Genomic DNA, 23,678 nt, shown 5'->3' with positions numbered 1-23,678 from the left:
GAAATAAAAAAAACGGCGCTTCTGTAAAGCGCCGCTTTTTCTCTTATCTGACTCTGCGTTTTTTCAGTTTCACATTGCCGGCCAGCGACAGGAATGTCACAAAAACCAGCATGATGAGAGCTCCGGCCAACTGGGTTGGCGCTAGTATCTGATGGAACCAGAACGCTGAAATAATCATGGCCGTAAGCGGCTCCACCGCTGAAAGCACACTCGTTTCCACAGGTGTGATAAAGCGCATGCTGCTTAGGAACAGGACAAACGCCAGCGTCCCTGCAATGACCAATGCTAGAAAAATCAAGAGCGCTTTTGGATCCATTAGGCTTCCCCAATCATCCGCAAGCAATACCGGATCCACAATCGCAAGGAATAGTCCGCCAATCAGCATCGACCAGCCTACAACAAGCAGCACACCCCATTCCTGCATCAAGCGCGCAGGGTATAGGGTATAAAAAGAAAACGTCAGTCCGACTAAGATGCCCCAGAACAGCGCTTCACCGCTGATGGCCAGCTCATCGGGACGGCCGTTCGTCAGGAGCAGGAATAACCCCATCAGCGTGCCCGCCATGCCGATCACTTGATAAAGCGGCGGCAATTTCTTTTGGCGCAGCGCAATGAACAAGATGATGTAAATCGGCCCTAAAAATTGGAGCAGCGTTGCGACAACTGCATCACTGGCCGCAATGGCTGAAACAAATGTAAATTGCGCGCCGAGCATGCCAAAAATCGAGAACAGGACAAGTGGCCGGATCCAAATGCGCCCTCTGAAAATCGATGTGACCTTCACTCCTTTCATTTTCACAAAGATGAGCAGCATCACCCCTGCCAGCATCAGGCGCAGTGTGGACACAAATGTAGGCGTCAAGCTATATTCATGCATCATCCACTCCATCATCGGGCCGGTCGCTCCCCAAAATATCGAACCCGTGATGATCATCGCAATTCCTTTAATACGGTTCATGGCTAATCTTCCTTTCTACAGGAAAAACCAATCCCGGAAGATTGGTTTTCTGGCATTCGTTAAAAAGTGGTGCTCAGCATCAAACCGCCATACGCGGCCGCGATAAAACCGATGCCGAACAGCACAGAAAATCCGGCAGGCAGGCTGCGTTTATAAGACAGCGGCACCATCACCAAACAAAGAAGCGCAATTCCAAGCAGCAACAGCCCATTCAATGAAAAATCCGGTACCGCGCTGATTGGAATATACACCGGCCCCATGAACGCTTCAATAAACGGCGCCGCCCCTTCAAAGCGTAATGTCTCATTGACATCGTGCGGAGGTGCTTCTTTGCTCATGAACGCGGTCAACGCCAGCGTTGCTAGAAGCAAAATGCTCTCGGCTTTCAGCCATGCCTGTTGATAAAGGCGTTTTTTATTCAAGAAGCCATTGATAGCTGCTGCCAATAAGAGCGGAATAATGCTCAAATGTTTCAACAACAGCAACTGGCCGTAAGGCAGAACCCATGAATTGGCGTAATCAGCAGGAGCCACAAAGAATAGCATGATGATAAATCCACTGATCAGCAAGATCGCGACACAGGCACTGGCAAATGGTGTGAACCACGCCAAGAACCGCTCCCATTGCCCGCCATTTGAAAACCATGCCGCCTGCAATAGTACCCCGGCCCATAACACCAGTACCAGGAAATGCACGGTATGGCTGATGAAGCCGCCCCATAAGTTGAGGGTTGAAGCGTGGCTGAAAAATCCGACAGCCAGAATCAGTGCCAGTGTGTAGTATGCAGCCATATATTTTGAGCCGCCAAAATAAATCGTGATACCAAGAAGCAGCGAAATCAATGCGGTAATCACCCAGCCGTGGCCGGTCCGGTAATCAAGAAGGATGGCAAAGAACGTCCCGAAACCGCCATCCAAAAACACCAGCAATTCAATGACCGGCGCCAGCGAAAACAGCGCAATCCCGATGACGCTTAACATCAGCAGCCACCGCGGTTCACGGATTTCCGGCTTATGGGAGTGCGGGATGAATTTCAACAACACCGAGCCCGCAATAATGGAGAATGCCACATACAGCAAAAAATCGGAAATCGAAGTAAAAAAGTTCATCGTTTCTTTTTGATCAGCAGGACAGCGCCGAACCCTATTAAAATTACAGCCGCAACAATCAATAAAATAGTCAGGAGGCTTCCGCCTTCTTCCTCGTCCACTGCAGCCCTTTGCTGATCTGCGGCGGGCTCTGCTTGAGCTGCCTCTTCTTCTACAACTTCTTCAGCTGGTTCTTCGGCAGAAGGCGCCTCCAAACTGAATAGGATTTCCCCTTCGATCGGATGGCCATCTTCACCTATAATTTTCCACGAAATTATGTATTGACCATTCATTAACTCTTCATTGATTAAGCCTTTCATCACGTTTTCAGAAATCGAAATATCATCCAGCGCAACATCCGTTTCCGGTCCTTTGAGCGTCATCGTGCTGCCTTCTTCGATAATTGTGCCGAACGCCAATTCAAGTTCCTTCGGGGCTTCAGCCAATTTCTGCCCTTCTGCAGGGTTAGACGATGTCAATGCTGTATGGGCATGCGCCGTGAAAGGCATCACGAGCATCAGCAGCAATGCTGCCACAATTATTTTCTTCATTTTTTTCCCTCTTTTTCTTTATTTTCATTTTTTCTTTCCCCATTCTCTCATGCTTGTTAAAATAAGCATAGTCATTGTATCTTACAAAAAAATACGGGTAATATTTTGAAAAGGATGACGATAGTCCTTTTCTTCTTTATAATGGAATTAGACTACGGATTAATGGAATTAATTTACGGAGAAGGAGCGTCATGGAATGAGTGAATTACAAGAACTGTTAGCGGATAATCTCGTTTTTAACCATATCCCTTTTCCCATTATCATTATGGACAAAGACGGACTTGTTGTATGGTGCAGCCGCCATGCAGAACGTGTTTTCCAAATCGAAACCGATAAAATCAAAGGCCAAATTTATCCATATATGAATCCAGAAAGAGCTGCTCTTTATAAGCATTCTTGGGAAACGGTTATACATAGTAAAGATCCGATACGGTTTGAAGATGTAGAAGTCGGGTTAGGAAGCGGAACGCTGACGTATACGACCATCGTCACAAAAGCGTTCACTGCTGACAATGAACCATTCATCATGGCGATTTTCGAAGTGGATGATGCTGATGAAGAAGGTTCGGCAAACCGTGAATTGAACAGCCTGCGGAGCGGATTGGATAATTCGTTCATGCTCTTATACTTTGATGAGGAATTTTTGATTACTTATGCAAATCCTTTATTCCTGAAGCTGAGCAAGTGGACGCCAAAACGGATTCTCGGCAAACCGGTCTGGCAGATGTTCGGTGAAGAAAGTGCGGATATCTGTTTTGTAGAAACGCTTGTGGCCACATTGAAGAGCGGCAATGTCTGGAACGGACAAACGCGCAAAGTGAAAAAAGACGGCGAAGAATACTGGGTTGACCTGACTGCAATTCCGATGCAAATCAAAGGCGATGACACTTATTACATATTCCTTGAAAAGGATATCACCGCTGCTAAAAAAGTTCAGCTCCACTTGGAAGAAATCGCCTTCATCGATCCTATCACAGGATTGGAGAACCGCCATCGCTTAGAGCAAGTGGTCAATGAATTCATCGAAGAAAAGAAAAACTTCTCGTTTGTTTATCTCGATATCGACCGTTTTTATACACTTCGCGATGTTTCGGACACCGATACTGAAAACGAATTGCTTATCGAATTCACGAAGCGGCTGCGCATGTATTTCTCAGATACCATCATCACCCGTGCGGGATTGCATGAATTCGCATTAGTGACACCGCTCAGCAACTGGTTTATCGAAGGGTTCCTTTACTACCTTCAGCAGCACCCGATTTATATTGACGGTCTGTCGATTCCAATGACCATCAGCGGTGCCATCACGCGCTATCCTGAAGACCAGCAATCGTTCGTGCACCTGATTAAAGCGTCTCACGCCACTATCAAAAAAGTTAAAGAACGGGGCGGCAGCGCCATTTCTGCGCTGACTTCCGATGACCATGAGCGCCTGAGCCGGAAATCATTGATTGAAAAACGCTTGATCCACGCGCTTGACCGGCATAATTTGCATTTGCTGTACCAGCCGCAAGTCAATTTGAAGACCGGCAAGGTGGAAAGTGTCGAAGCGCTCGTGCGATGGGAAGATTCCGAAATCGGCATTGTCACTCCGGACGAACTGATTCCAATCGCCGAAGAAAATGGCATGATCAACGAAATCGGACTTTACGTCCTTGAATCGGTGTGTACGCAGCTGAAAGACTGGCAGAATCGCGGAATCGATATGAAAGTCAGCATCAATACGTCCATCCGGGAGTTCCGTGATAAGGACATGGCGAAAATTTTCCTTGAGCAGATCCAGTTGAATGGCTGCGACCCTTCTTCGTTGGCGATTGAAATCACCGAACGCTTCGCTTTGGAAGCAGAAGCCGAACGGTCAATTGTTAAGCAGATGCAGCAGCTGAACGCAGCGGGCATCTCTTTCTCACTCGATGATTTCGGAACGGGCTACGCAGCATTCCGCTATATGCTGATGCTGCCGATCACCAACTTAAAAATCGATCGCTCCATTATCAAGTCCATCACGAAACAGGAAAAAATGCAGAAGCTGATTAAAGGCATGATCCAATTCGGCAAGAGCTTGGATCTCCAAGTCACTGCGGAAGGCGTCGAAACGAACGAACAACTGGAATTATTGCGCGCCATGGACTGCGATTTGATCCAAGGCTACATTTCCGGCTACCCGATGACAGCGGCAGATCTGGAGAAATGGCTGAAAGTTTCAGAAACAACATGATAAAAAAAAATCGGCATGTCCCAGTCAATTCTGGGTCATGCCGATTTTCTTTTGGACGCGCTTGGCCATTTGCTTGAAGACTATTTGCATCAATACTTCCGCGAATACCAACCCCATCGCGACAGCGCCTGATATCATCAATGCTTCAGAAGCAAAGGTTATGGCCTCCAGATAATTATTCTCCACGATATTGCGCATGGCATTATATGCCTTGCTGCCCGGCACAAGCGGGATGATCCCTGCCACACTGAAAATGATCATGGGCATCTTGAACTTTTTCGCCAGCAGATGCGCAGCCAGCGCCACGCCGAATGCACCCGCAAAAGTCGCCTGTACGGGGTCGTCGAGGAAAATGACGCCTGTCCGGTAAATCAGCCAGCCCGTCATGCCGACCAGCCCACAGCTAAGCAACGTCCTTCTCGGCGTATTGAAAATAACGCCGAACGACGCTGCTGCCAGAAAACTCAAAAACGCTTCTAATGGCCAGTTCATCGAACCCCTCCTTTTAAAATGACAATACAAGCGCGATGCCGGCTCCAATGGCGAACGCTGTCAGAAATGCTTCCGCTCCTTTGGAAAGGCCCGAAACGAAATGCCCAGCCATCAAATCGCGAACAGCGTTTGTAATCAGCAGGCCCGGTACAAGCGGCATAATCGAACCGATAATGATCGTGTCCAGATTTTTGCCGTAGCCGGAATAGACGGCTAACAGCGCGAACACACCAATGGCCAACGCTCCGACAAATTCCGCAAAAAATTTCACCCTTGTTTTCTCCAAAATTGTTTCCACTATGATAAAGCCCGTTCCGCCGAAAACAAAAGCGAACGGCAAATCACTCCAATTGCCGCCCAGCAAGATCAGGAAACATCCGCTCGCCGTCGCAGCCGCCAGAATCTGAAGCCATATATTGAACATATAATTGGTCCGGTCGATAGTTTTCAATTCTTCGTATGCCTCTGCCAGCGCCAATTCACCAGCCACCAATTTCCTGGACACCGAATTCACCAATGCAACACGCTCCAGATCGGTGCGACGGCTATTGATGCGCACAAAGCGCGTCGCCAGCTCGTCACTCGGGGAAAACATGAGGCCGGTGGGTGTTACAAAACAATGGGAGTCTGTCATTTTCTGTGATATGGCCATGCGAATCATTGTATCTTCAACACGGTAAGTTTCCGCGCCATTCTCCATCAACAGCTTGCCGGCCAACAGAAAACAATCGAGGGCAAGCTCGCGTCTAGTTTCACCTATTTGAGTCACAGGCTCTCCCCCTTCTGTATTATTCCTCATGATAACGCATCCGGACAAAAATTAAAACGCTCCGCATAGGCGGAGCGTTTTTTTAGATTATTGGGAAACTTGAATCCTATTGAGCTTACGGTTTCAGGACGACTTTCGTGCAGTCATCTGTGTGGTCATTGAAAATCTTATAAGCATCCGCGGCCTGTTCAAGCGGCATGATGTGCGAAATGATTTCACGCGGATCAAATTCGCCTTTCTCGATTTTCTCGTACAGCATCGGCATCAAGTGGATGACCGGTGCTTGGCCCATTTTCATCGTTACATTGCGCTCGAAAATATTGCCGAGCGGGAATTGGTTGTATTTCTGGCCGTAGACGCCGGTTAACTGGATTGTCCCGAATTTGGCGACTGCGTCTTTTGCGATATCAATTGCGCTCAATGTACCGCCCTGCAGCATTAATTTCTGCTGGATTGCTTCTGCCGCCGATTTTTTGCCATCCATGCCGACACAATCGATGACTACTTGCGCGCCGCCGCTTGTCAGTTCATGGATGTGCGCACCCATATTGTCGTATTGGCTGAAATCGAACACTTCCACGTTGTTCATGCGTTTGGCTTTTTCCATACGGTATGGAATTTCATCCACTGCGATGACGCGTTTGGCGCCTTTCATCCAAGCGAATTTCTGGGTCATCAAGCCGATTGGCCCACAGCCAAGAACCACGACTGTGTCACCCGGTTTTACGCCGGCATTTTCAACACTCCACCAGGCAGTCGGCAGAACGTCCGAAAGGAATAGCACCGATTCATCTTCAAGCTCGGAAGATTCAGGAATGACAAACGGCATGAAGTTGCCGTACGGCACACGCAGGTATTCCGCTTGCCCGCCGGAATAATCGCCATAGCGTTCAGTAAATCCGAAATAGCCGCCGGTATCGAAATGAGGGTTGCCATTTGAATTGTCGCATTGGCTTTCCATGTCATGGTCGCAATAGAAGCAGTGGCCGCAGCTGACGTTGAATGGCAGCACGATGCGGTCGCCTTTTTTCACTTTTGTCACTTCGGGGCCGACTTCTTCGACAATGCCCATCGGTTCATGGCCGATGACGTAATCTTTTCGCGCAGGCAAGGCGCCTTGATAAATATGCAAATCCGAGCCACAAATAGCGGAAGAAGTTATTTTGACAACAATATCGTCTTTTTTCTCAATCTCTGGGTCCTTGACGTTTTTCACTTGCATGTCTTTTACACCTTGGAACGTTACTGCTTTCATCCAATCGCCTCCAAAATTTTTAGAATACTATAGTACTTCCCTGATTTTCTGAATAAAAAACCGCACATCCGGAAATTCCGGATGTGCGGACGGCTAATAGGCCAATGTGTCTTTCAATTCAAAGGTTTCGAGTTTATAGCTTTTCACTTCGCTATTGGCCACGGTATAGAGGTTGTCGCCGCTATACAGGATACGCTGCACGCTTTTCGCCCAATCTTCATATTGCATATCGGACGGTGATATTAGATTGGCCGCTTCTGTAATGCCGTCAGGAGTTATCGTGTAAATCATCGCACCTTCACCTTCGAACTCCACATACTTGCCATCTGTTTCACTGTACATCGTCAGCGGAAAGCCGTATAGGTTCTTTTCCGGATGGATGAACAGCGCTTTGTGGTCGTATTGCAGCTGGGAATAAGTTCCGGGACCGCCAATGATTTCGTTGTCTTTTTCTTGAGGGTTCGAAAAATCACTGATATCGAAAAGCGAGATTTTCATGCCGCCGGTCACTACCCGCGGCTCTCCACCTTTCACCGGTTCCAGCTTCGTATCAGCGCCAAAACCGATCAAATGGTTTTCATCCAACGGATGGAGATAATTCGAGAACCCGGGAATTTTCAGCTCGCCCATCACTTTCGGCGCGGATGGCGCGGATACATCGATGACAAACAAGGGATCGGTTTCTTTGAACGTCACCATATATGCTTTGTCTCCGATAAAACGGGCTGAATAGATCCGCTCTCCTTTTGCCAAATCTTCCACTGCTCCAACCTGTTTCATGCCAGCATCCAGAATGAACAGATGGTTTTTCGAGGGTTCATTAACATTCCAGGCAAACCCTTCAGTTGTTGCTATACGGAAATAGCCATTGTGTTCATCCATGGAAAACTGGTTCAAAAGTGAACCCGCCACTTCGCTGGAGGCTATGAATTGGACATCTGTCCCTTCCAATGCAAATTTGAAAATCTCTGTATTTGCCGTCTGCGGCATCCAGATTGCAATGTCGGCATTGCTGTCGGTCACTGTGCCGTCTTCGCTTTCTGCTGGAATATAAGCGGCTGCTGTCAAATAGAGGTGGTCTTTCGACATATACATTTGCTCGCTGCCGCCTAAAAATCCTTTCGTGCTAATGTCGTTCTGGGAAGGCTCCGCCAAATCGATAGTTGATATGACACTATAGCTGCCTTCCATTGTTCCAGGCAGGATGGAAAGGCTGTCATAGGGCATCGGTGTCAGCGTACCGCCATTTTTCGAGTCGTAGGTATGGGGACGCAATTCCGCATCATTTTGCTGCTCCATGATCCAGAAATCCGGGTAGACATTGGTGACATAGTATAAGACATTGCCAGCCAGCCTTGCGCCATTCAAATTTCCTTCCGTCCCGAACTCCCTCAGCAATTCCGGCGATGCCGGATTATCAATGTCGTAAAGGTGTACGGTTGTCATTCCCATATGCGGAAAATATTCACGTTCCATGCCATCCATCGGCATAATCGAATACTTGCTGCCGATTACCACAAGAACGCCATCGTTCAAGAACAATTGCTGCGGATATAATTCTTCCTCGAAAACCAGTTCATCCGCCACAGCCAATTCGTCCGGATTTCGGACATCCGTAATAATGACGCGATTTTCGCTGATTGAATAAATGAACGATCCATCGGTTTTCACCAAATCGGCTTCATCCACACCTTCAACTTGTTTATTGGTGGTCGAGTAATCGCCGCCATTCCCGCCTTCTCCGCTGGCTTCTCCGCTGCCGCTGTCCGCAGACTCTTCTGTGGCGCCGCTTTTGTCTGTGAAAATGCCGTCTTCTTCATTGCTTTGCTGCAGCGCCAGTACTTGGGCGAAATACGCTCTTAGCTCTTCAGCATCCGTCAATGTCTGGATTTCTTCCTGGACAGAAAAAGTGAGCTCTTTTCGGTCAAGTGATTTGAAAAAGCTTCCTTTGATTGCTGATTCCTTGATGTGAAGCTCGTATTGCCCAGCCGGAAGCTGCGAAATTTCAATGGTTTTTCCATTTGGCCGCAATTCCATTGAAGCTTCCACCCGATTCCCTTCCGCATCCGTCAGATAAATATCACCTTTTTCAATCGCATTCCCTTGGACTGCAGATGAGAAATTCGCGCGCCATCCTTGCTCAGTCAAAGCGAGCGCGGGTGCGTTGACAGTCACTTTATCGAACATCAAAACGCCTGCAATTGCGATGGCCGCAAACAATACTGCAGCCAATAGCCATATCCCTCTTTTCTTCATAACCGACCCCGCCTTTCAAGGCTTCTTTTCCAATTAGACACTAGCCACAGGAAAAAGTTACAGATTTTCCCGGAACTTTTTTACAGCCTTTTGGAATGTGCGGATAAACTGCTCATTTTCGCACTCCGTATTCCCACCGCCTTGTACAAATCCCGGATTTCCGCCGCCTTTGCCATCCGTCAATGCCAGCAACTCTCCCAGCACCTCCCGCATATCTCCCTGTGCCTCTTCCCCTTTTGCACAGACAAATCGCACGCCTTTGCCTTCTGCCGATAAAAGGAGTATGTATGAATGTTTTTCGCGCGCTGCAACAATACGCGCCAATTGCTGGAGTTCTTTTACTGGGCGGTTGTAAAATATACGCTCTGCAGTAGCCGTATTTGCCGCTGGTTGTATGCCGAAAGATTCCGCTTCCAATAATTTTGAACGCGTGTCTTTTAATTCTTTTTCGATTGCCGCTTTTTCTTCAAGCAACGCATCAGCCGCACCCGGCAAATCCTTCAACGGGGAATTTAGCTGGCGCACCAGTTCATCAGTGGTTTCAATCAGCAATTTGAAATGGCCGAATGCCCGCCCTCCACATAAAAAATAAACCCGTGTGCCGCCTTTCGCCTTCTCAGCAGCAATAATTTTAATGAGGCCAATGTCAGAAGTGTTTTTAGGATGGGTGCCTCCGCAGGCGTTCAAGTCGACACCATCGATTTTTACGAGCCGAATGTCCCCTTTCACTGCAGGCGGTTTTCTTAAGGACATAGATTTAGCCTGCTCTTCCGTCACCCACTCCGTAGTGATCGGCAAATGGCGGCGTATGACATCATTTGCCGCAGCTTCCGCAGCAGCGAGAACTTCCTGTGGAATTTCAGCAGCGTCCAAATCAATCGACACACGTTCTTCCCCAAGATGAAAGCTCGTAGTATGCAAATTATGCCGGTCAGCAAACACGGCACTCAGCACGTGCTGGCCAGCATGCTGCTGCATATGGTCAAAGCGCTTGTTCCAGTCCAGCTGCGCCGGGTATTCCCCGTTGCTAAGCGGCATATCCGTATAATGCCGGATCTCCTCCTGCGAAGATTGGACGTCCAGTACTGCAGCGCCGTCAATGAAGCCGGTGTCTGCAGGTTGTCCGCCGCCTTCCGGATAGAAGATTGTTTGGTTCGTTAGTATGTATTGCCCTTTTTCATCCTGTCCCGACCCAATTACTTCCACTGTGGCCTGCGCAATTTCCGGGTCGCCATAATACATTTTCAATGTCAATGTCATTATCATTCCTTCTTTCCGCTGCTTCAGTATGCAGCCTTCTGTTGTTTAGGGATCTCCGTTTAGTGGAAATGAATCATTACAAGAGATTTTAGGAGGTAGCAAGCATGCCGAGATTTGAACGTTCCATATTATTGTATAACGGCGCAGCTGGAGCGGCAACGACAGACACGGTAATCCCTTTGGCTGTTCCCGCTCTCGCGCGGGCGTCAAAACATCTTGAGCTGATTCAAACAGCATCACCAGAAGAATTCGAAGCGGCATGCCGCAACTCCTGCAATAACGCCGATGCGCTTTTTGTCGCTGGAGGAGACGGCACCGTACACATTGCGGTACAAGTGCTTTCCACCATGGACGCTCCTCCAGTACTTGGAATCCTTCCAAGCGGAACGTGCAACGATTTTGCCCGGACACTGGAGATTCCATTGCTGCTTGACCAGGCGGCAGAAACTTTGGCCGCTGGAGATATTCAGGACATCGACACTGCACAAATCAATCATCGGATTTTCCTGAATTTCGCCGGCCTCGGATTGATTACCGATACGTCTTTGAACATTGACCCTGATTTAAAAGAGCGCTACGGCAAAATCAGTTATTTCATGAGTGCGCTGCAGACAATGCGCCAATCGATTCCATTTCCGATCCATCTCGAAATCGATGGCGTCCAATCCGTTGAAGAAGGGGTTGCCGCATTGATCATGAACGGAAAATCCATCGGTACACATATGTTTCCGATGGACTCGATCAGCCCTTCCGACGGCTTGCTTGATGTGTTCATCATCCAGTCTTCGACACTCACTGCGATCCGCGAATGGTTTTCGCTTGCCAAACCTGATGTGACGCCAGATGAACTGGAGCACATCGCGCATTTCCAAGGACAGCACATCAAAATTTGGACAGATGAAGAAAAAGAAGTGGATACAGACGGTGAAATTTACTTGAAGACGCCGCTCGATATTCAAATCCAACCGAAGAAACTTCAGATGCTGGTGCCGAAGCCTTCATTTGACAGCATTCCTGAATAATCGATTCCATAGAAAAAGCCGTACGCCAAGTCATTTGCCATGACGTGACGTACGGCTCTTTTATTCTTCAAACGGCCATTGCGGCAGCATGTGATTCAATTTCTTGTCCTGGCGGTTGCCGAGAACATAATCCGCTTGCATGAGCGTGTGGATTTCGCGCGTGCCTTCGTAAATGACCGGAGCTTTCGAGTTCCGCAAGAAGCGGGCAACCGGATATTCGTCCGTATAGCCATAAGCGCCGTGGATCTGAACCGCATCATCCGCCGCTTTATTGGCAAAATCACAAGCCTGCCATTTTGCCAGCGATGTTTCCCGTGTGTTGCGCTTTCCTTGATTTTTCATCTCGCCTGCGCGGTAGACAAGCAGCCTGCTCATTTGATAGCCGGCCTCCATATTGGCGAGCATCTGCTGGACAAGCTGGTGCTCGCCGATCGGTTTCCCGAATGTCGAACGGCTATGGCAGTATTTGACGCTTTCCTCTATGCAAGCCATCAGCAAGCCGCAAGCACCAGCAGCAACCGTAAAGCGGCCATTATCAAGCGCCGACATGGCGATTTTAAAGCCTTCTCCTTCTTGCCCCAACAGGTTTTCAACCGGCACCCGCAAATCATCGAAGAATAATTCTCCAGTATTGCCCGAGCGGATGCCATACTTTCCTTTTAGCGCTTTAGAAGAAAACCCTTCCCATGTCCGCTCGACGATAAACGCGCTGATTCCTTTATGCTTTTTCTCTTTGTCAGTATAAGCGAAAACGATGAAATGGTCGGCAGCGTCGCATAACGAAATCCAGGTTTTCTGGCCATTCAAAATATAATGCTCGCCGTCTCTCACTGCTGTCGAAGCCAAAGCCGCGACATCTGAGCCTGCGCCCGGTTCCGTCAGGCCGAATGCCCCGATTTTTTCACCTTTCGCTTGGGGAACGAGGTATTGCTCTTTCTGCTGCTCGGTCCCCCATTGCAAAAGGGACATCGAATTGAGGCCCGTATGGACGGAAACCGCCGTGCGGAAAGCCGTGTCTCCCCGTTCCAATTCTTCACAAATAATCGCCAGCGAATTATAATCCATGCCGCTGCCGCCGTATTTTTCCGGTATGCATACACCCATAAGGCCCATATCTTTCAGCCGCGTCCAGATGGCCGGATCAAAAGCACCGGCTGCATCCCATCCAGCTATATACGGAATGATTTCTTCATCGACAAAATGCCTGACGGTTTTCCGAAGCAGCTGCTGTTCTTGAGTGAATTCGAAGTCCATAGCCGTTCCCCCTTATGCCGTTTTTTTAATTCTGATACGCGGAACGATGCACTGTTTCTTTGATGAGAACTCCGCGCTTCGCCATTTCCGCGATGTATTCATCGCCTGGCACGATCATTTCAGGCGGATAAGAACCTCGCTTATCGATAATGCCGCTGCCGATCATCTGCGCCACAACTGAAATCGTATAGGCAGTTGCCCGCGCCATAGCGGTGACCCCCGCATCTTCCCTCATTGTGATCATATTGTATTCATAGGTAAGCCCTTCGCCTTCTTTGGTGCCCGACACCATGACGCGCAATAAAACAGCATCCTGTTTATCGCCAAGTTCCGTAAGCGGCTTCAGCACTTCACGCAAAACGTCTCGCGGCTTCACGATAAGCCCGTTCACATTTACCGTTTTTTCCCGATCCGTGAATCCGAGGTCGACGAGGATTTGGAACTTTTCGGCATGCCCTTTATAGCGAACCGTTTTATACTCCAATGTATCGACGTCGCTGAACGTGTCGATAAGCGTAGATGTTCCGCCAGATGTATGGAAAGCTTCAAGTTCCCCAAAACCCTCGAATTGGACAAACTCGATTTCCGACAGCGAAGCGACTTCCTGTTCACGCCCTTCGCGGATGACAAACGACGGGTCCGTATAATGGTCGAATACGCCTTCCAATGAAAAAACATGATTGTACATTAATGGCGGTTCGGGTTTCACCGGTATTCCGCCGACAAAAATCCGGATTTCATGGACTTGATCCAATTTACCGGCTCCATGGCCAACCAATATATTCATCATTCCGGGAGCCACACCCAAATCCGGAATGAGCGTCACGCCGCGCTGCTCCGCTTGTTCATGCAGCGACAAAACGGCGTCAGTAGCTCCGCCGATATGGCCGCCCAGGTCCACAGAATGGACTCCGCATTGCATGGCAAGACGGGCCACCTTCTCATTGAAGGTGTAAAATAAGGCGTTGATGACCACGTCAGCCTTTTCCATGATGGCCAAAAGCTGCTGATCGTCATGAGCATCCAAATAAAGAACTTCGACTTTATCGCTGCCCAGCTGTTGCTTGAACAGCTCAGCCTGGGCTGGATGGAGATCTGCCAAAAACACTTTTTCCACTTCGCTATTGGCAGCCAAGTCCCCTGCTGCCTGCTTGCCCATCAACCCTGCACCCAATACCGCGATTTTCATGCCGACGCCTCCTCTTTAATCAGATTTCGTTGTCGATTTGCGCACGCTGCAACTTGCCGCTGAAATCAATGTATACGCTCTTCCACTCTGTAAAGACGTCGAGCGCCGCAACCCCTGAATCGCGATGGCCGTTGCCGGTCCCTTTCGTCCCGCCGAATGGCAAATGAATTTCTGCGCCAGTGGTCCCTGCATTGATGTAGACGATTCCCGTATCCAAATCCCTTTGCGCTTTGAAAGCCCGATTGACATCGCTGGTGTAAATTGAACTGGATAAGCCATATATGACGCCATTATTCACTCCAATCGCCTCTTCAAAGCTCGACACCTCGATGATTGATACGACCGGACCGAAAATTTCCTCTTGCGCGATCCGCATATCCGGCAGCACATCCGTAAACACTGTCGGAGCGTAATAGTTTCCTTTATCCAGCGGTGCATCGTTCAAAACCGCTCCGCCCACCAGCAATTTTGCACCTTCCTGCTGGCCGATTTCTACATAGGAATGGATTTTCTCTAATGCTTTTTTATTGATGACCGGGCCGACTTTGACCGTTTCATCCAATCCATCTCCTACCGTTAGCATTTCCACTTTTTCAAGCAGCCTTCTTTGCAGTTCCTCTTTTATGCCCTTATGGACAATGACCCGGCTGCAAGCTGTGCATCGCTGGCCAGCTGTTCCGTATGCGCTCCATAAGATTCCATCGACTGCAAGATCCAAATCTGCGTCGTCCATGACAATCACGGCATTCTTGCCGCCCATTTCCAGCGAGACTTTCTTCAGGTTCCGCCCTCCGGCCTCAGCCACTTTGCGGCCAGTCTCTGTTGAACCTGTAAACGAAATCACTTTGATATCCGGATGTTCGATCATCGCTGTGCCGACTTCAGCGCCAGAGCCGAATACAACATTCGCCACGCCTGGAGGCAAACCTGCGGCCTCGAAGATTTTAGCCATTTCAAAAGCCATCATCGGCGTTTCGGTTGCCGGCTTCCAGAGAAACGCATTGCCCGCTACGATAGCCGGAAACGACTTCCATGTCGCAATCGCAACCGGAAAGTTCCAAGGAGTGATCAAGCCGACAACCCCGATTGGAGAACGGACGCTCATCGCAAATTTGTCTGCCAGTTCAGATGGCGTCGTTTCGCCGAACATGCGGCGCCCTTCGCCAGCCATGTAAAAAGCCATGTCTATGCCTTCCTGAACTTCGCCGCGTGCTTCTTCGATGACTTTGCCCATCTCCTTGGTCAATACTTGCGCCAAATGTTCTTTATCTTCCTTCATCAACCGTCCAATTTCATATAAATAATCCGCTCGTTTGGGTGCTGGAACTTTCGCCCATTTCTTCTGCGCTGTTTTTGCCGCCCGGGCCGCCGCTTCTACATCTGCAGCTGTAGACATTTGGACTTGAGCCAATTGTTCGCCCGTTGCTGGATTCAGTACTGGAGTAAAATCTGAATTAACCGCTTCCTGCCATTCGCCGTTTACGTAATTCGTCAATTTCATTTCCCATTCCTCCTTGGCACGCCGTATTTGAAACCCCTATCATAGTCATTATTTCATACGGATTTTGAAACTGCCAGCTTTAATGAGAAATATTAGAATTTTCTTTCTATATAATATTTCTAGAAATTGAACAAAAGAATAAATATTTTATACACCGCTTCGGACGCTTTAGGCAGAGCAAAGACAATTGCTCCTGCGCAAGCTCGTCGCAAAGGAGTTGCCAAGCCCTTTGACGCGCCTCAGCTAAGATATCTTTCGATATGGAGCAAAACAGCGGAGAAAACCTTTCTGCTCCTGCAGCGCTTGGCGCTTCGTCGCAAAGACATGGCCTCGCTAGCTTCGGCCAATATCTTGCCTGCGGGAAAGCGAGACAGCCGAGACCCCGCAGGGAGCGAAGCGACTGAGGAGGCTTGGCGCTCGCCCGCGGCAAGCGCAGCTGTTTTGCGGAATATCAGCAATTAGAATCTATAGTTCACCCTGCGAATATTAATTAAGATAATAGACCCGAATTAGAAAGTGCGTTCCCCTGCCGGGTTGTGTAGTTTGTGCCATTTAAAAGAATTTCTCCGTATTCTATTGACACTAACGGTTCGTCATAGTCTAATCAGTAATTAGAGGTGATAGTCATGTACAAAGTACAGGAAGTAGCAAAGATTGCAGGAGTCAGTGTTCGCACACTCCATCATTACGACAGTATCGGGCTTCTCAAGCCCTCAAATATCGGTTCTAACCGTTACCGTTACTATAACGACGAAGATTTGAAGCTGTTGCAGCATATCCTGTTTTTCAAAGAACTAGGCTTCTCTTTGAAAAAAATACAGGAAATTGTAGCCCATGGCTTTGATGCGAACTTCGCATTGGCGCAGCACATTGAGTTTTTGCGCTTGAAAAAAGAGCGCATGGAATCACTGATTCAAAGCGCAGAAATGACGTTGCTGGAAAATGCAGGTGCGGAAACACTTTCCAATGAAGACCGTTTCGCAGCCTTCGCTGACAAGAAAAATGGAGACGATATCTCAAAATATAAAATGGAGATCCCAGAACTCTTGGAAGATGAAGTGTCTGAAGAAAGCATTGATGCTGCAGAAGAAGCGGAAGTACTTGTGAATATGGCAGTAATCGACGAAGCCGCCGCGATCGAAGAGCCTGAACAGGTGGAAACGGCAAAGCCTGAAAAAGAAGAAGAAGATTTGGATGAGATCAACCGCGAAGGAAACCGGATTTACAATGCGGTTGCAGCATTAATGCATCTGCCTGCCGATGCGCCAGAAGTGCAGGTTGAGATGAAGGCGTATTACACGCTCTTAAACCGCTTTTACGATTGCACGCCACGAATGTTCCGCGGCCTTGCAGATTTATACGCGTCTGACAGCCGTTTCGCAAACAATATCGACCAGCATGGAAAAGGCCTTTCAACTTACTTGAAGGAAGCCATGTACGTTTACGCGGCTGCTTTACAAGATGCGTGAACTCATCGGCCCCTGCAGCAATTGCGGAAAAGACATCTTTTGCCTTGACGGCTTTTTGAACGGCGTCTACATAGACGGTGAGCTCTTTTGTTTTGACTGCTCAGAGGAAGAGGAGGAAATGGCACAAAAGTAGACACTTTTGTGCCATTTCTTTTCCGTTCTTGCAAATTCAGAATTTTATTTCATCTTTCAAAGAAATGAGTGGCGCATCATGTCTCTTCAGAAAAGAATATTCTTATACGGCGCTTTATTCATTTCCGCCATCATGGTACTGGCGGGCTGGCTTTTTTACGTCACTATATCCGGCGCCATTGAAGAGCAGGTCGGCCAGCGGGCTTTGGATATTGCTGTCACTTCCGCTGAGCGTCCCGATATCATCGAAGGGTTCAGCGCGAGCGACCCTGCGGCGGAGATTCAGCCGATCGCAGAGAAAATCCGTGCCCAAACCGGCGCTGAGTATGTTGTGGTCGGCAACACGGAAAGCATCCGCTATTCCCATCCCGTCGTTGGCAGGCTTGGCCAGAAGATGGTCGGCGATGACAATGAAAAAGCGCTGCGGGACGGCGTTGCCTATATTTCCGAAGCGACTGGTTCCCTCGGCCCCGCATTGCGCGGAAAAGCCCCTATCTTTGACCAAAATGGCAGCATCATTGGCGTCATTTCAGTCGGTTTCTTAAAAACGGATATGGCCGGCACATTCCACGCGTATTTGGATTCCATCAGCAGCATCGTATTGGCTGCAGCTGTTATCGGCGCGTTCGGTTCCATGCTGCTCGCACGCAGCATCAAGAAAACCTTATTCGGCCTTGAGCCTGCTGAAATCGCAAACCTGTACAATGAACGGAACGCGGTAATTGAATCGGTCCGTGAAGGGATCATCATGGTGAATAAATCCGGGGAAATTACGATGGCCAATGCTTCAGCGCACGAGATGCTTGCGCTACCCGAAGACTTGAGCCTGCTGGGAATCCCCATCGAAGACATTTTGCCGAACACGATGCTTCCCCAAGTGCTCGAGACCGGCGAATCCCAATTTGACCGCCCGATGACGATTCGCGGCAAAAAAACCATCGTTAACCGCATCCCGATCAGTTTTGATGATGAAATCGTAGGAGCCGTTTCCAGTTTCCGGCTGCAATCGGATATTGAAGGCCTGCGCAGCGAACTGTCGCAAGTCACGCAATACGCTGAAGCGCTGCGTGCCCAGACCCATGAGCACCAGAATTTCCTTTACACGATATCGGGTTTGATCCAGCTCAACTCGCTCGAAGAAGCGATGCAGCTGATCCACCACGAAACAGAAGAACAGCAATCGCTCGTCCAGTTCGTGACGCAGCGGCTCCAAGATCCATTTTTGGGCGGCTTGGTCATCGGTCTGTTCAATCGCGCGCGGGAACTGAAAGTGAAGCTGCTGCTTGATGAAGAAAGCAATATGAAACAATTGCCTCCCCACCTTGAAAAAAGCTTATTTGTGTCGATACTCGGCAATTTGATCGTCAACGCATTTGAAGCGGTCGAGCATTTGCCGGAAAACGAACGTACCGTGCGTCTTCTGCTTGTGGATAACGGCAGCGAGATTTTGATGGAAGTGGAAGATTCCGGGCCTGGGCTGGATCCCGAATTGATGCCTCTTCTTTTCAAAGAACGCGTCTCCACTAAACAAGGCGGCGACCGCGGTTATGGCATGGTCAAAGTGTACGAAAGCGTCCGTGACCTGCACGGAGAAATCGCTATCGAAACCGGCGATTTGGGCGGTTCACTATTTATCATTTCAATAAAATCGGAGGAACTAGCATGATTGAGATTCTAATCGTTGAAGACGATAAACGCATTGCTGACATCCACAGACGCTTTATCGAAAAAATGGACGGCTTTCAAGTTGTCGGCTCTGCCCATAACGGCGCGGAAGCAAAAGATTGGATCCAGGCGCTCCAGCCTCAGCTGGTTTTGCTGGATGTCCATTTGCCTGACATGAAAGGCACGGAATTATTGCCTTTCATCCAACAGGAAAGCCCCGATTCGGATATCATTTTCATCACAGCGGCTTCTGAAACGGACATCGTGAAAAAAGCGTTCCGTGCCGGTGTCGCCGATTACATCCTCAAACCGCTTACTTTCGCCCGGTTTGAAGAAAGCCTGGTTGCTTATAAGGAAAAAAGACGGTCGTTGGAAAAAAGCGGCTCGCTGGATGAGGAGTCGATCCAAAAATTATGGAATTCGAACCGTACTGCCTTAAGCGAACCTTTTGCCACACCGAAAGGCATCGATCCGAATACCATGGCCCGCATCAAAGAACGTTTGGCACTTGCTGAACTGGGAATGACTGCGGAAGAAATGGGCTCCGCGTGCGGCATGAGCCGCTCTACTGCCCGCCGTTACCTGGAACACCTGGTTTCTGAACGTTTGGCCGCGGCAGAATTGCTTTACGGCACAATCGGCCGGCCAGAGCGCCGCTATTTTCCGCAGCCGTGAACTTTATGAACAAAATTGATTAATTGAACAATATCCCTCTTATTTCCATAAACGATCAATTGAATAAAAGTTCTGATAAATTAAATACAGCGCATGAAAGCGCTGTCTTTTACTATTTCAAAGGGGATGATTAATGTGTTGAAAAAAATGATTTCTGTTTCATTGGCCGGTGTCTTGGCTTTAAGTTTGGCAGCCTGTTCTTCCGGAGGGGAAACACAAGGCGCGAAAGAATCAGCGAATTATCCAGAACGCGGAATGGCAATTGTCGCCCCTTCAGGAGCTGGCGGCGGATGGGATTTGACAGCGCGGTCCATTGCTAAAACCATGAACAATACAAAATTGATCGAAGAGCCGATCACGGTTGAAAACAAACCAGGCGGCGGCGGTGCAGTATTCATGGCGGAATATGCCACAAAAGAAGTTGACAACGATTATATGCTGATGGTGAAATCTCCGCCAATTTTGATCAACAACAATAAAGCTGAAGGCAATAGCCCATACGGCTATAAAGATACAACTCCACTGGCGCAATTGACGCGTGATTACGGTGCAATCGTCGTTAAAGCCGATTCGGAATTCAATACGCTCGAAGAATTGCTGGAAGCCATTAAAGCGGATCCAACTTCCATCACTTTGGCCGGCGGGTCAGCTCCCGGTTCAATGGACCATCTAGTCGGCATCCTGCCTGCGTTCGAGTATGGCATCGATCCAAAGTCAGTAAAATACGTATCGTATGACGGCGGCGGTGAAGCAGTGGCATCATTGCTGGGCAATAACGCAGACGTCATTGCAACAGATGCTTCGACGATCGCTGAATACGTTCGTTCAGGCGACGTGAAAGTTCTTGCAGTCAGCTCTCCTGAAGCGCTTGAAGGCGAATTGAGCGATGTCCCTACTTTTAAAGACGCTGGAATCGATGCAGAATTCACGATCTGGCGCGGAATTTTCGGACCTAAGAACATGTCAGACGGTGCAGTCGATTATTGGTCTGGAAAACTGAAAGAAATGTCTGAGTCAGAAGAATGGACAAAAGAATTGGAACAGAACGGCTGGCAGTCTGAATACAAAGATGCCGCTGGTTTTGAAGAATACTTGAAAACACAAGAACAAGTGATTGTTGAATTATTGACAGCGCTTGACATGCAAAAATAATGAAGGAGCGGCTTCGGCCGCTTTCTTGATTTTGAAAGGAGTAGAAAGCAATGAGTAAAACGTTCGACCGCTTTGCAGGCATCACCTTCTTGCTGATTGGGCTTCTGTTCGTGCTGGAAAGCCGGAAAATATCCGAAAGCTCATATGGCTCAGAAGTGGGACCGGATATCTTCCCGATCGGCCTTGGCATCCTGTTAATTTTATTGAGTGCACGGTTGATTTATGAAACTTTCCGCTACCAGGTGAACCAGGGAGAAATGGAAAAAGTCCAATACGGCAAGTTTATCGTGCTGTTTGTCAGTGCCGTACTTTATGCAGCACTGCTTGAGCCCCTCGGTTATGTCATTACGACTTTCCTGTTCCTGGTAATTGCATTTCAGACGATGGAGCGGGGCAAATGGATTCAAACCCTTGTCATCGCCAGCGTTTTTTCTTTCGGAGTCTATTATTTATTCGCTGAATTCCTAGGCGGTTCGTTGCCAGGGTTTCCAGTATTCTAACTTGAGAGGCGGAGAATTATGAGTACATTACAATTTCTTATGGATGGATTCGGTGTCGCTTTTCAATGGCAAAATATCCTCTTTGCATTTGTCGGCGTGTTGATCGGAACAGCGGTCGGGGTGCTTCCGGGCATCGGCCCGATGAGCGGTGTTGCGCTGCTGATTCCGGTTACAGCTACCTTGACTGCTGGCCTCCCTCCTGAAGCTGCCGCCGCCAGTTCCATCATCCTATTGGCAGGCGTATACTACGGAGCGATGTATGGCGGTTCAACAACCTCCATCCTGCTGAACACTCCTGGAGAATCCTCATCAGTCGTCACTACGCTCGACGGCTACCAAATGGCACGGCAAGGACGGGCTGGCGCAGCATTGTCCATCGCTGCCATCGGTTCGTTCGCCGCAGGCATCATCTCACTGATCGGCCTTGTGCTGTTGGCAAAACCATTATCGAACATCGCATTGGAATTCGGTCCAGCCGAATACTTCTCGTTGATGCTTCTCGGACTTGCCGCAGTCAGCGGACTTGCCGGAAAATCAATGACCAAGGCACTGATGATGACGGTCTTCGGCCTTATGCTCGGAACCATCGGCATCGATGCCGTTTCCGGCATTGCGCGCTTCACTTACGATTTGCCGATTTTGTATTCAGGACTTGAATTTTTGACCATCGCTGTCGGCTTGTTCGCGTTAGGGGAAGTATTCAAGACAGTCCTTGAACGCGATCAGGAAGAAGGCGCTATCGCTAAAATCGGCCGCATTTTGCCGACCAAACAAGATTTAAAAGACAGCACCGTACCGATATTGCGCGGTTCGTTCCTGGGCTTCTTCATCGGTGTTTTGCCTGGCGCCGGCGCTACATTGGCTTCATTCTTCTCTTACATCACAGAAAAGAAATTCAGCAAAACGCCTGAAAAGTTCGGCACTGGCGCAATTGCCGGTGTAGCGGGCCCGGAATCGGCTAATAATGCTGCTTCCGGCGGCGCGTTGATCCCGTTGCTGACACTTGGGATTCCTGGATCAGGCACAACTGCCATCCTTATGGGCGCATTGATCATGTACAACATCCAGCCAGGCCCACTGCTTTTTGATGACCATCCTGAAGTCGCTTGGGGATTGATCGCCAGCATGTTCGTCGGCAACTTGATGCTATTGGTTCTGAATATGCCATTGGTCAAAGTATTTGCCAAGATTATTCAAACACCGAAGAAATACTTGCTGCCGATTATCATCGCCATTTCGTTCTTCGGCGTATACGCCGTGCAATACACGACATTCGATTTGTATTTATTGCTTGCTTGCGGTGTGCTCGGCTATCTGCTTGTGCGCAATGATTTCCCGGTCGCTCCATTGGTTCTTGCATTGGTGCTTGGACCGATGATCGAAAACAATATGCGCCGCGCATTGACGATTTCGAACGGTGACTTCTCGATTTTTGCCACCAAACCGATTTCGCTTGTGCTCTTGATCGTCGCTGCTGCTTGGTTGCTCGTCCCTTTGCTATTGAAATTCAAAGGCCGCGCCATTATTGTCAATGAAGAAGATTGAAACAGAAAAAAGCCGCCCCTAGGGACGGCTTTTTTTCTGCTTCTTACACTTCAGTTGTTGTTTTCAATGCGTCAAGGCGCTCCTGGACTTGTGCTCCATCCAAGCCATGCTCGAACGCATAGCGGTTGCGCGGATGTTCACGGCATTCATCCGAACATGACCGCATATACTTGTGTTCGTTTTCTTCTGAAGCAAGGATTTTCGCGTTGCATTCAGGGTTGGCGCAGTTTACATAGCGTTCACAAGGTTCGCCTGTAAAATGGTCTTTGCCGACGATGACATGTTCTTTTTGGTTGACGGGTACTGCGATGCGCTCATCAAACACGTAAAGCTGCCCGTCCCATAGTTCGCCTTGCACTTCAGGGTCTTTGCCGTAAGTAGCAATCCCGCCGTGCAATTGCGATACATCTTCAAAGCCTTCTTTTTTCAGCCAGCCAGAGAATTTTTCACAGCGGATTCCGCCTGTGCAATACGTCAAAATTTTCTTGCCTTCGAAGATTTCTTTATTGTCGCGGACCCATTCAGGCAAATCGCGGAAGTTTTCAATATCCGGCCGCACCGCACCGCGGAAATGGCCAAGATCGAATTCGTAGTCATTGCGTGCATCCAGAACGATTGTGTCTTCTTCCTGCATCTGCTTGTAGAATTCAGCAGGCTCCAGGTATTTCCCGGTCAATTCGTTCGGGTTGATATCATCTTCCAAGCCCAGATGGACAATCTCTTTTTT

General features: G+C 48.8%; 20 protein-coding genes. 8 read left to right on the top strand and 12 right to left on the bottom strand.

What is annotated here, in order from left to right:
* Nucleotides 1-43: 43 nt before the first annotated feature.
* Genes EGV91_RS00100 through EGV91_RS00090 form a run of 3 tightly spaced genes read right to left on the bottom strand, consistent with a single transcriptional unit; the run spans nt 44 to nt 2,597 of the window.
* Entirely contained in the window at nt 44-958 is a 915-nt protein-coding gene (locus EGV91_RS00100; RefSeq protein WP_135500137.1) for a DMT family transporter, read from the bottom strand.
* A 59-nt stretch (nt 959-1,017) separates the two neighbouring features.
* On the bottom strand, nt 1,018-2,067 hold the full coding sequence (locus tag EGV91_RS00095) for a copper resistance D family protein (RefSeq protein WP_135500136.1): 1,050 nt from the start codon (nt 2,065-2,067) through the stop codon (nt 1,018-1,020).
* Nucleotides 2,064-2,597 (bottom strand): copper resistance CopC family protein, encoded by a 534-nt coding sequence (locus EGV91_RS00090; protein ID WP_241666072.1) that lies wholly within the window; start codon nt 2,595-2,597, stop codon nt 2,064-2,066. Before EGV91_RS00090 ends, EGV91_RS00095 begins: the two co-directional genes overlap by 4 nt.
* Before the next feature lie 196 nt (nt 2,598-2,793).
* Here EGV91_RS00090 and EGV91_RS00085 point away from each other — a divergent pair, with 196 nt between their 5' ends.
* On the top strand, nt 2,794-4,815 hold the full coding sequence (locus EGV91_RS00085) for a bifunctional diguanylate cyclase/phosphodiesterase (protein ID WP_135500135.1): 2,022 nt from the start codon (nt 2,794-2,796) through the stop codon (nt 4,813-4,815).
* 24 nt (nt 4,816-4,839) lie between these two features.
* On the opposite strand, the gene EGV91_RS00080 is transcribed toward EGV91_RS00085, so the two are convergent.
* From EGV91_RS00080 to EGV91_RS00060, 5 genes are all read right to left on the bottom strand, one after another.
* Nucleotides 4,840-5,307, bottom strand: a complete 468-nt coding sequence (locus EGV91_RS00080; RefSeq protein WP_135500134.1) for a threonine/serine exporter family protein — start codon at nt 5,305-5,307, stop codon at nt 4,840-4,842.
* Between the two features lie 13 nt (nt 5,308-5,320).
* Nucleotides 5,321-6,106: a threonine/serine exporter family protein gene (locus tag EGV91_RS00075; RefSeq protein WP_175580248.1), complete on the bottom strand. Its 786-nt coding sequence runs from the start codon at nt 6,104-6,106 to the stop codon at nt 5,321-5,323.
* Between the two features lie 85 nt (nt 6,107-6,191).
* On the bottom strand, nt 6,192-7,331 hold the full coding sequence (locus tag EGV91_RS00070; protein WP_135500132.1) for a zinc-dependent alcohol dehydrogenase: 1,140 nt from the start codon (nt 7,329-7,331) through the stop codon (nt 6,192-6,194).
* 93 nt (nt 7,332-7,424) lie between these two features.
* A complete protein-coding gene (locus EGV91_RS00065) occupies nt 7,425-9,587 on the bottom strand; it encodes a beta-propeller domain-containing protein (RefSeq protein ID WP_135500131.1) in 2,163 nt (720 codons plus the stop codon).
* 57 nt (nt 9,588-9,644) lie between these two features.
* Nucleotides 9,645-10,847: an alanyl-tRNA editing protein gene (locus tag EGV91_RS00060; protein ID WP_241666071.1), complete on the bottom strand. Its 1,203-nt coding sequence runs from the start codon at nt 10,845-10,847 to the stop codon at nt 9,645-9,647.
* A gap of 104 nt (nt 10,848-10,951) precedes the next feature.
* On the opposite strand from EGV91_RS00060, the gene EGV91_RS00055 reads away from it, so the two are divergent.
* Entirely contained in the window at nt 10,952-11,869 is a 918-nt protein-coding gene (locus EGV91_RS00055; protein WP_135500130.1) for a diacylglycerol/lipid kinase family protein, read from the top strand.
* A gap of 60 nt (nt 11,870-11,929) precedes the next feature.
* Here the strand turns inward: EGV91_RS00055 and EGV91_RS00050 are convergent, their stop codons facing one another.
* From EGV91_RS00050 to EGV91_RS00040, 3 genes are read right to left on the bottom strand one after another with little or no spacing between them, the layout of a single operon-like run.
* Nucleotides 11,930-13,123: an acyl-CoA dehydrogenase family protein gene (locus EGV91_RS00050; protein ID WP_135500129.1), complete on the bottom strand. Its 1,194-nt coding sequence runs from the start codon at nt 13,121-13,123 to the stop codon at nt 11,930-11,932.
* 25 nt (nt 13,124-13,148) lie between these two features.
* Nucleotides 13,149-14,312 (bottom strand): saccharopine dehydrogenase family protein, encoded by a 1,164-nt coding sequence (locus EGV91_RS00045; protein ID WP_135500128.1) that lies wholly within the window; start codon nt 14,310-14,312, stop codon nt 13,149-13,151.
* Nucleotides 14,313-14,331: 19 nt separating this feature from the next.
* Nucleotides 14,332-15,813 (bottom strand): aldehyde dehydrogenase family protein, encoded by a 1,482-nt coding sequence (locus tag EGV91_RS00040; protein ID WP_135500127.1) that lies wholly within the window; start codon nt 15,811-15,813, stop codon nt 14,332-14,334.
* Nucleotides 15,814-16,439: 626 nt separating this feature from the next.
* On the opposite strand from EGV91_RS00040, the gene EGV91_RS00035 reads away from it, so the two are divergent.
* The 6 genes from EGV91_RS00035 (at nt 16,440) to EGV91_RS00010 (ending at nt 22,951) form a co-directional block, all read left to right on the top strand.
* The gene (locus EGV91_RS00035) at nt 16,440-17,282 is read left to right on the top strand and encodes a MerR family transcriptional regulator (RefSeq protein ID WP_135500126.1); all 843 of its coding nucleotides are present in this window, start codon (nt 16,440-16,442) and stop codon (nt 17,280-17,282) included.
* A 211-nt stretch (nt 17,283-17,493) separates the two neighbouring features.
* Nucleotides 17,494-19,080, top strand: coding sequence for an ATP-binding protein (locus EGV91_RS00030; RefSeq protein WP_135500125.1), 1,587 nt, complete (start codon nt 17,494-17,496; stop codon nt 19,078-19,080).
* Nucleotides 19,077-19,754 (top strand): response regulator, encoded by a 678-nt coding sequence (locus tag EGV91_RS00025; protein WP_135500124.1) that lies wholly within the window; start codon nt 19,077-19,079, stop codon nt 19,752-19,754. The genes EGV91_RS00030 and EGV91_RS00025 overlap by 4 nt, the downstream gene beginning before the upstream one ends.
* A gap of 126 nt (nt 19,755-19,880) precedes the next feature.
* Complete coding sequence (locus EGV91_RS00020) at nt 19,881-20,906, top strand: Bug family tripartite tricarboxylate transporter substrate binding protein (protein WP_175580247.1); 1,026 nt, start codon at nt 19,881-19,883, stop codon at nt 20,904-20,906.
* A 50-nt stretch (nt 20,907-20,956) separates the two neighbouring features.
* Nucleotides 20,957-21,406 (top strand): tripartite tricarboxylate transporter TctB family protein, encoded by a 450-nt coding sequence (locus EGV91_RS00015; RefSeq protein ID WP_135500123.1) that lies wholly within the window; start codon nt 20,957-20,959, stop codon nt 21,404-21,406.
* 18 nt (nt 21,407-21,424) lie between these two features.
* Nucleotides 21,425-22,951: a tripartite tricarboxylate transporter permease gene (locus EGV91_RS00010; RefSeq protein ID WP_135500122.1), complete on the top strand. Its 1,527-nt coding sequence runs from the start codon at nt 21,425-21,427 to the stop codon at nt 22,949-22,951.
* A gap of 43 nt (nt 22,952-22,994) precedes the next feature.
* Here the strand turns inward: EGV91_RS00010 and trhO are convergent.
* The coding region (gene trhO, locus EGV91_RS00005; protein WP_135500121.1) for an oxygen-dependent tRNA uridine(34) hydroxylase TrhO at nt 22,995-23,678 on the bottom strand (684 nt) is incomplete at its 5' end.

This window comes from Planococcus koreensis, from assembly GCF_004761975.1.
Taxonomy (GTDB): Bacteria; Bacillota; Bacilli; order Bacillales_A; family Planococcaceae; genus Planococcus; species Planococcus koreensis.
The sequence above is the reverse complement of the archived record's forward strand: the minus strand, read 5'-3'. Positions and strand labels throughout refer to the sequence as shown.

Excerpts from the sequence above, each read along its gene's own strand:
- EGV91_RS00100 (WP_135500137.1), bottom strand. The coding sequence starts at position 958 with ATGAACCGTATTAAAGGAATTGCGATGATCATCACGGGTTCGATATTT.
- EGV91_RS00095 (WP_135500136.1), bottom strand. The coding sequence starts at position 2,067 with ATGAACTTTTTTACTTCGATTTCCGATTTTTTGCTGTATGTGGCATTC.
- EGV91_RS00090 (WP_241666072.1), bottom strand. The coding sequence starts at position 2,597 with ATGAAGAAAATAATTGTGGCAGCATTGCTGCTGATGCTCGTGATGCCT.
- EGV91_RS00085 (WP_135500135.1), top strand. The coding sequence starts at position 2,794 with ATGAGTGAATTACAAGAACTGTTAGCGGATAATCTCGTTTTTAACCAT.
- EGV91_RS00080 (WP_135500134.1), bottom strand. The coding sequence starts at position 5,307 with ATGAACTGGCCATTAGAAGCGTTTTTGAGTTTTCTGGCAGCAGCGTCG.
- EGV91_RS00075 (WP_175580248.1), bottom strand. The coding sequence starts at position 6,106 with ATGAGGAATAATACAGAAGGGGGAGAGCCTGTGACTCAAATAGGTGAA.
- EGV91_RS00070 (WP_135500132.1), bottom strand. The coding sequence starts at position 7,331 with ATGAAAGCAGTAACGTTCCAAGGTGTAAAAGACATGCAAGTGAAAAAC.
- EGV91_RS00065 (WP_135500131.1), bottom strand. The coding sequence starts at position 9,587 with ATGAAGAAAAGAGGGATATGGCTATTGGCTGCAGTATTGTTTGCGGCC.
- EGV91_RS00060 (WP_241666071.1), bottom strand. The coding sequence starts at position 10,847 with ATGACATTGACATTGAAAATGTATTATGGCGACCCGGAAATTGCGCAG.
- EGV91_RS00055 (WP_135500130.1), top strand. The coding sequence starts at position 10,952 with ATGCCGAGATTTGAACGTTCCATATTATTGTATAACGGCGCAGCTGGA.
- EGV91_RS00050 (WP_135500129.1), bottom strand. The coding sequence starts at position 13,123 with ATGGACTTCGAATTCACTCAAGAACAGCAGCTGCTTCGGAAAACCGTC.
- EGV91_RS00045 (WP_135500128.1), bottom strand. The coding sequence starts at position 14,312 with ATGAAAATCGCGGTATTGGGTGCAGGGTTGATGGGCAAGCAGGCAGCA.
- EGV91_RS00040 (WP_135500127.1), bottom strand. The coding sequence starts at position 15,813 with ATGAAATTGACGAATTACGTAAACGGCGAATGGCAGGAAGCGGTTAAT.
- EGV91_RS00035 (WP_135500126.1), top strand. The coding sequence starts at position 16,440 with ATGTACAAAGTACAGGAAGTAGCAAAGATTGCAGGAGTCAGTGTTCGC.
- EGV91_RS00030 (WP_135500125.1), top strand. The coding sequence starts at position 17,494 with ATGTCTCTTCAGAAAAGAATATTCTTATACGGCGCTTTATTCATTTCC.
- EGV91_RS00025 (WP_135500124.1), top strand. The coding sequence starts at position 19,077 with ATGATTGAGATTCTAATCGTTGAAGACGATAAACGCATTGCTGACATC.
- EGV91_RS00020 (WP_175580247.1), top strand. The coding sequence starts at position 19,881 with ATGATTAATGTGTTGAAAAAAATGATTTCTGTTTCATTGGCCGGTGTC.
- EGV91_RS00015 (WP_135500123.1), top strand. The coding sequence starts at position 20,957 with ATGAGTAAAACGTTCGACCGCTTTGCAGGCATCACCTTCTTGCTGATT.
- EGV91_RS00010 (WP_135500122.1), top strand. The coding sequence starts at position 21,425 with ATGAGTACATTACAATTTCTTATGGATGGATTCGGTGTCGCTTTTCAA.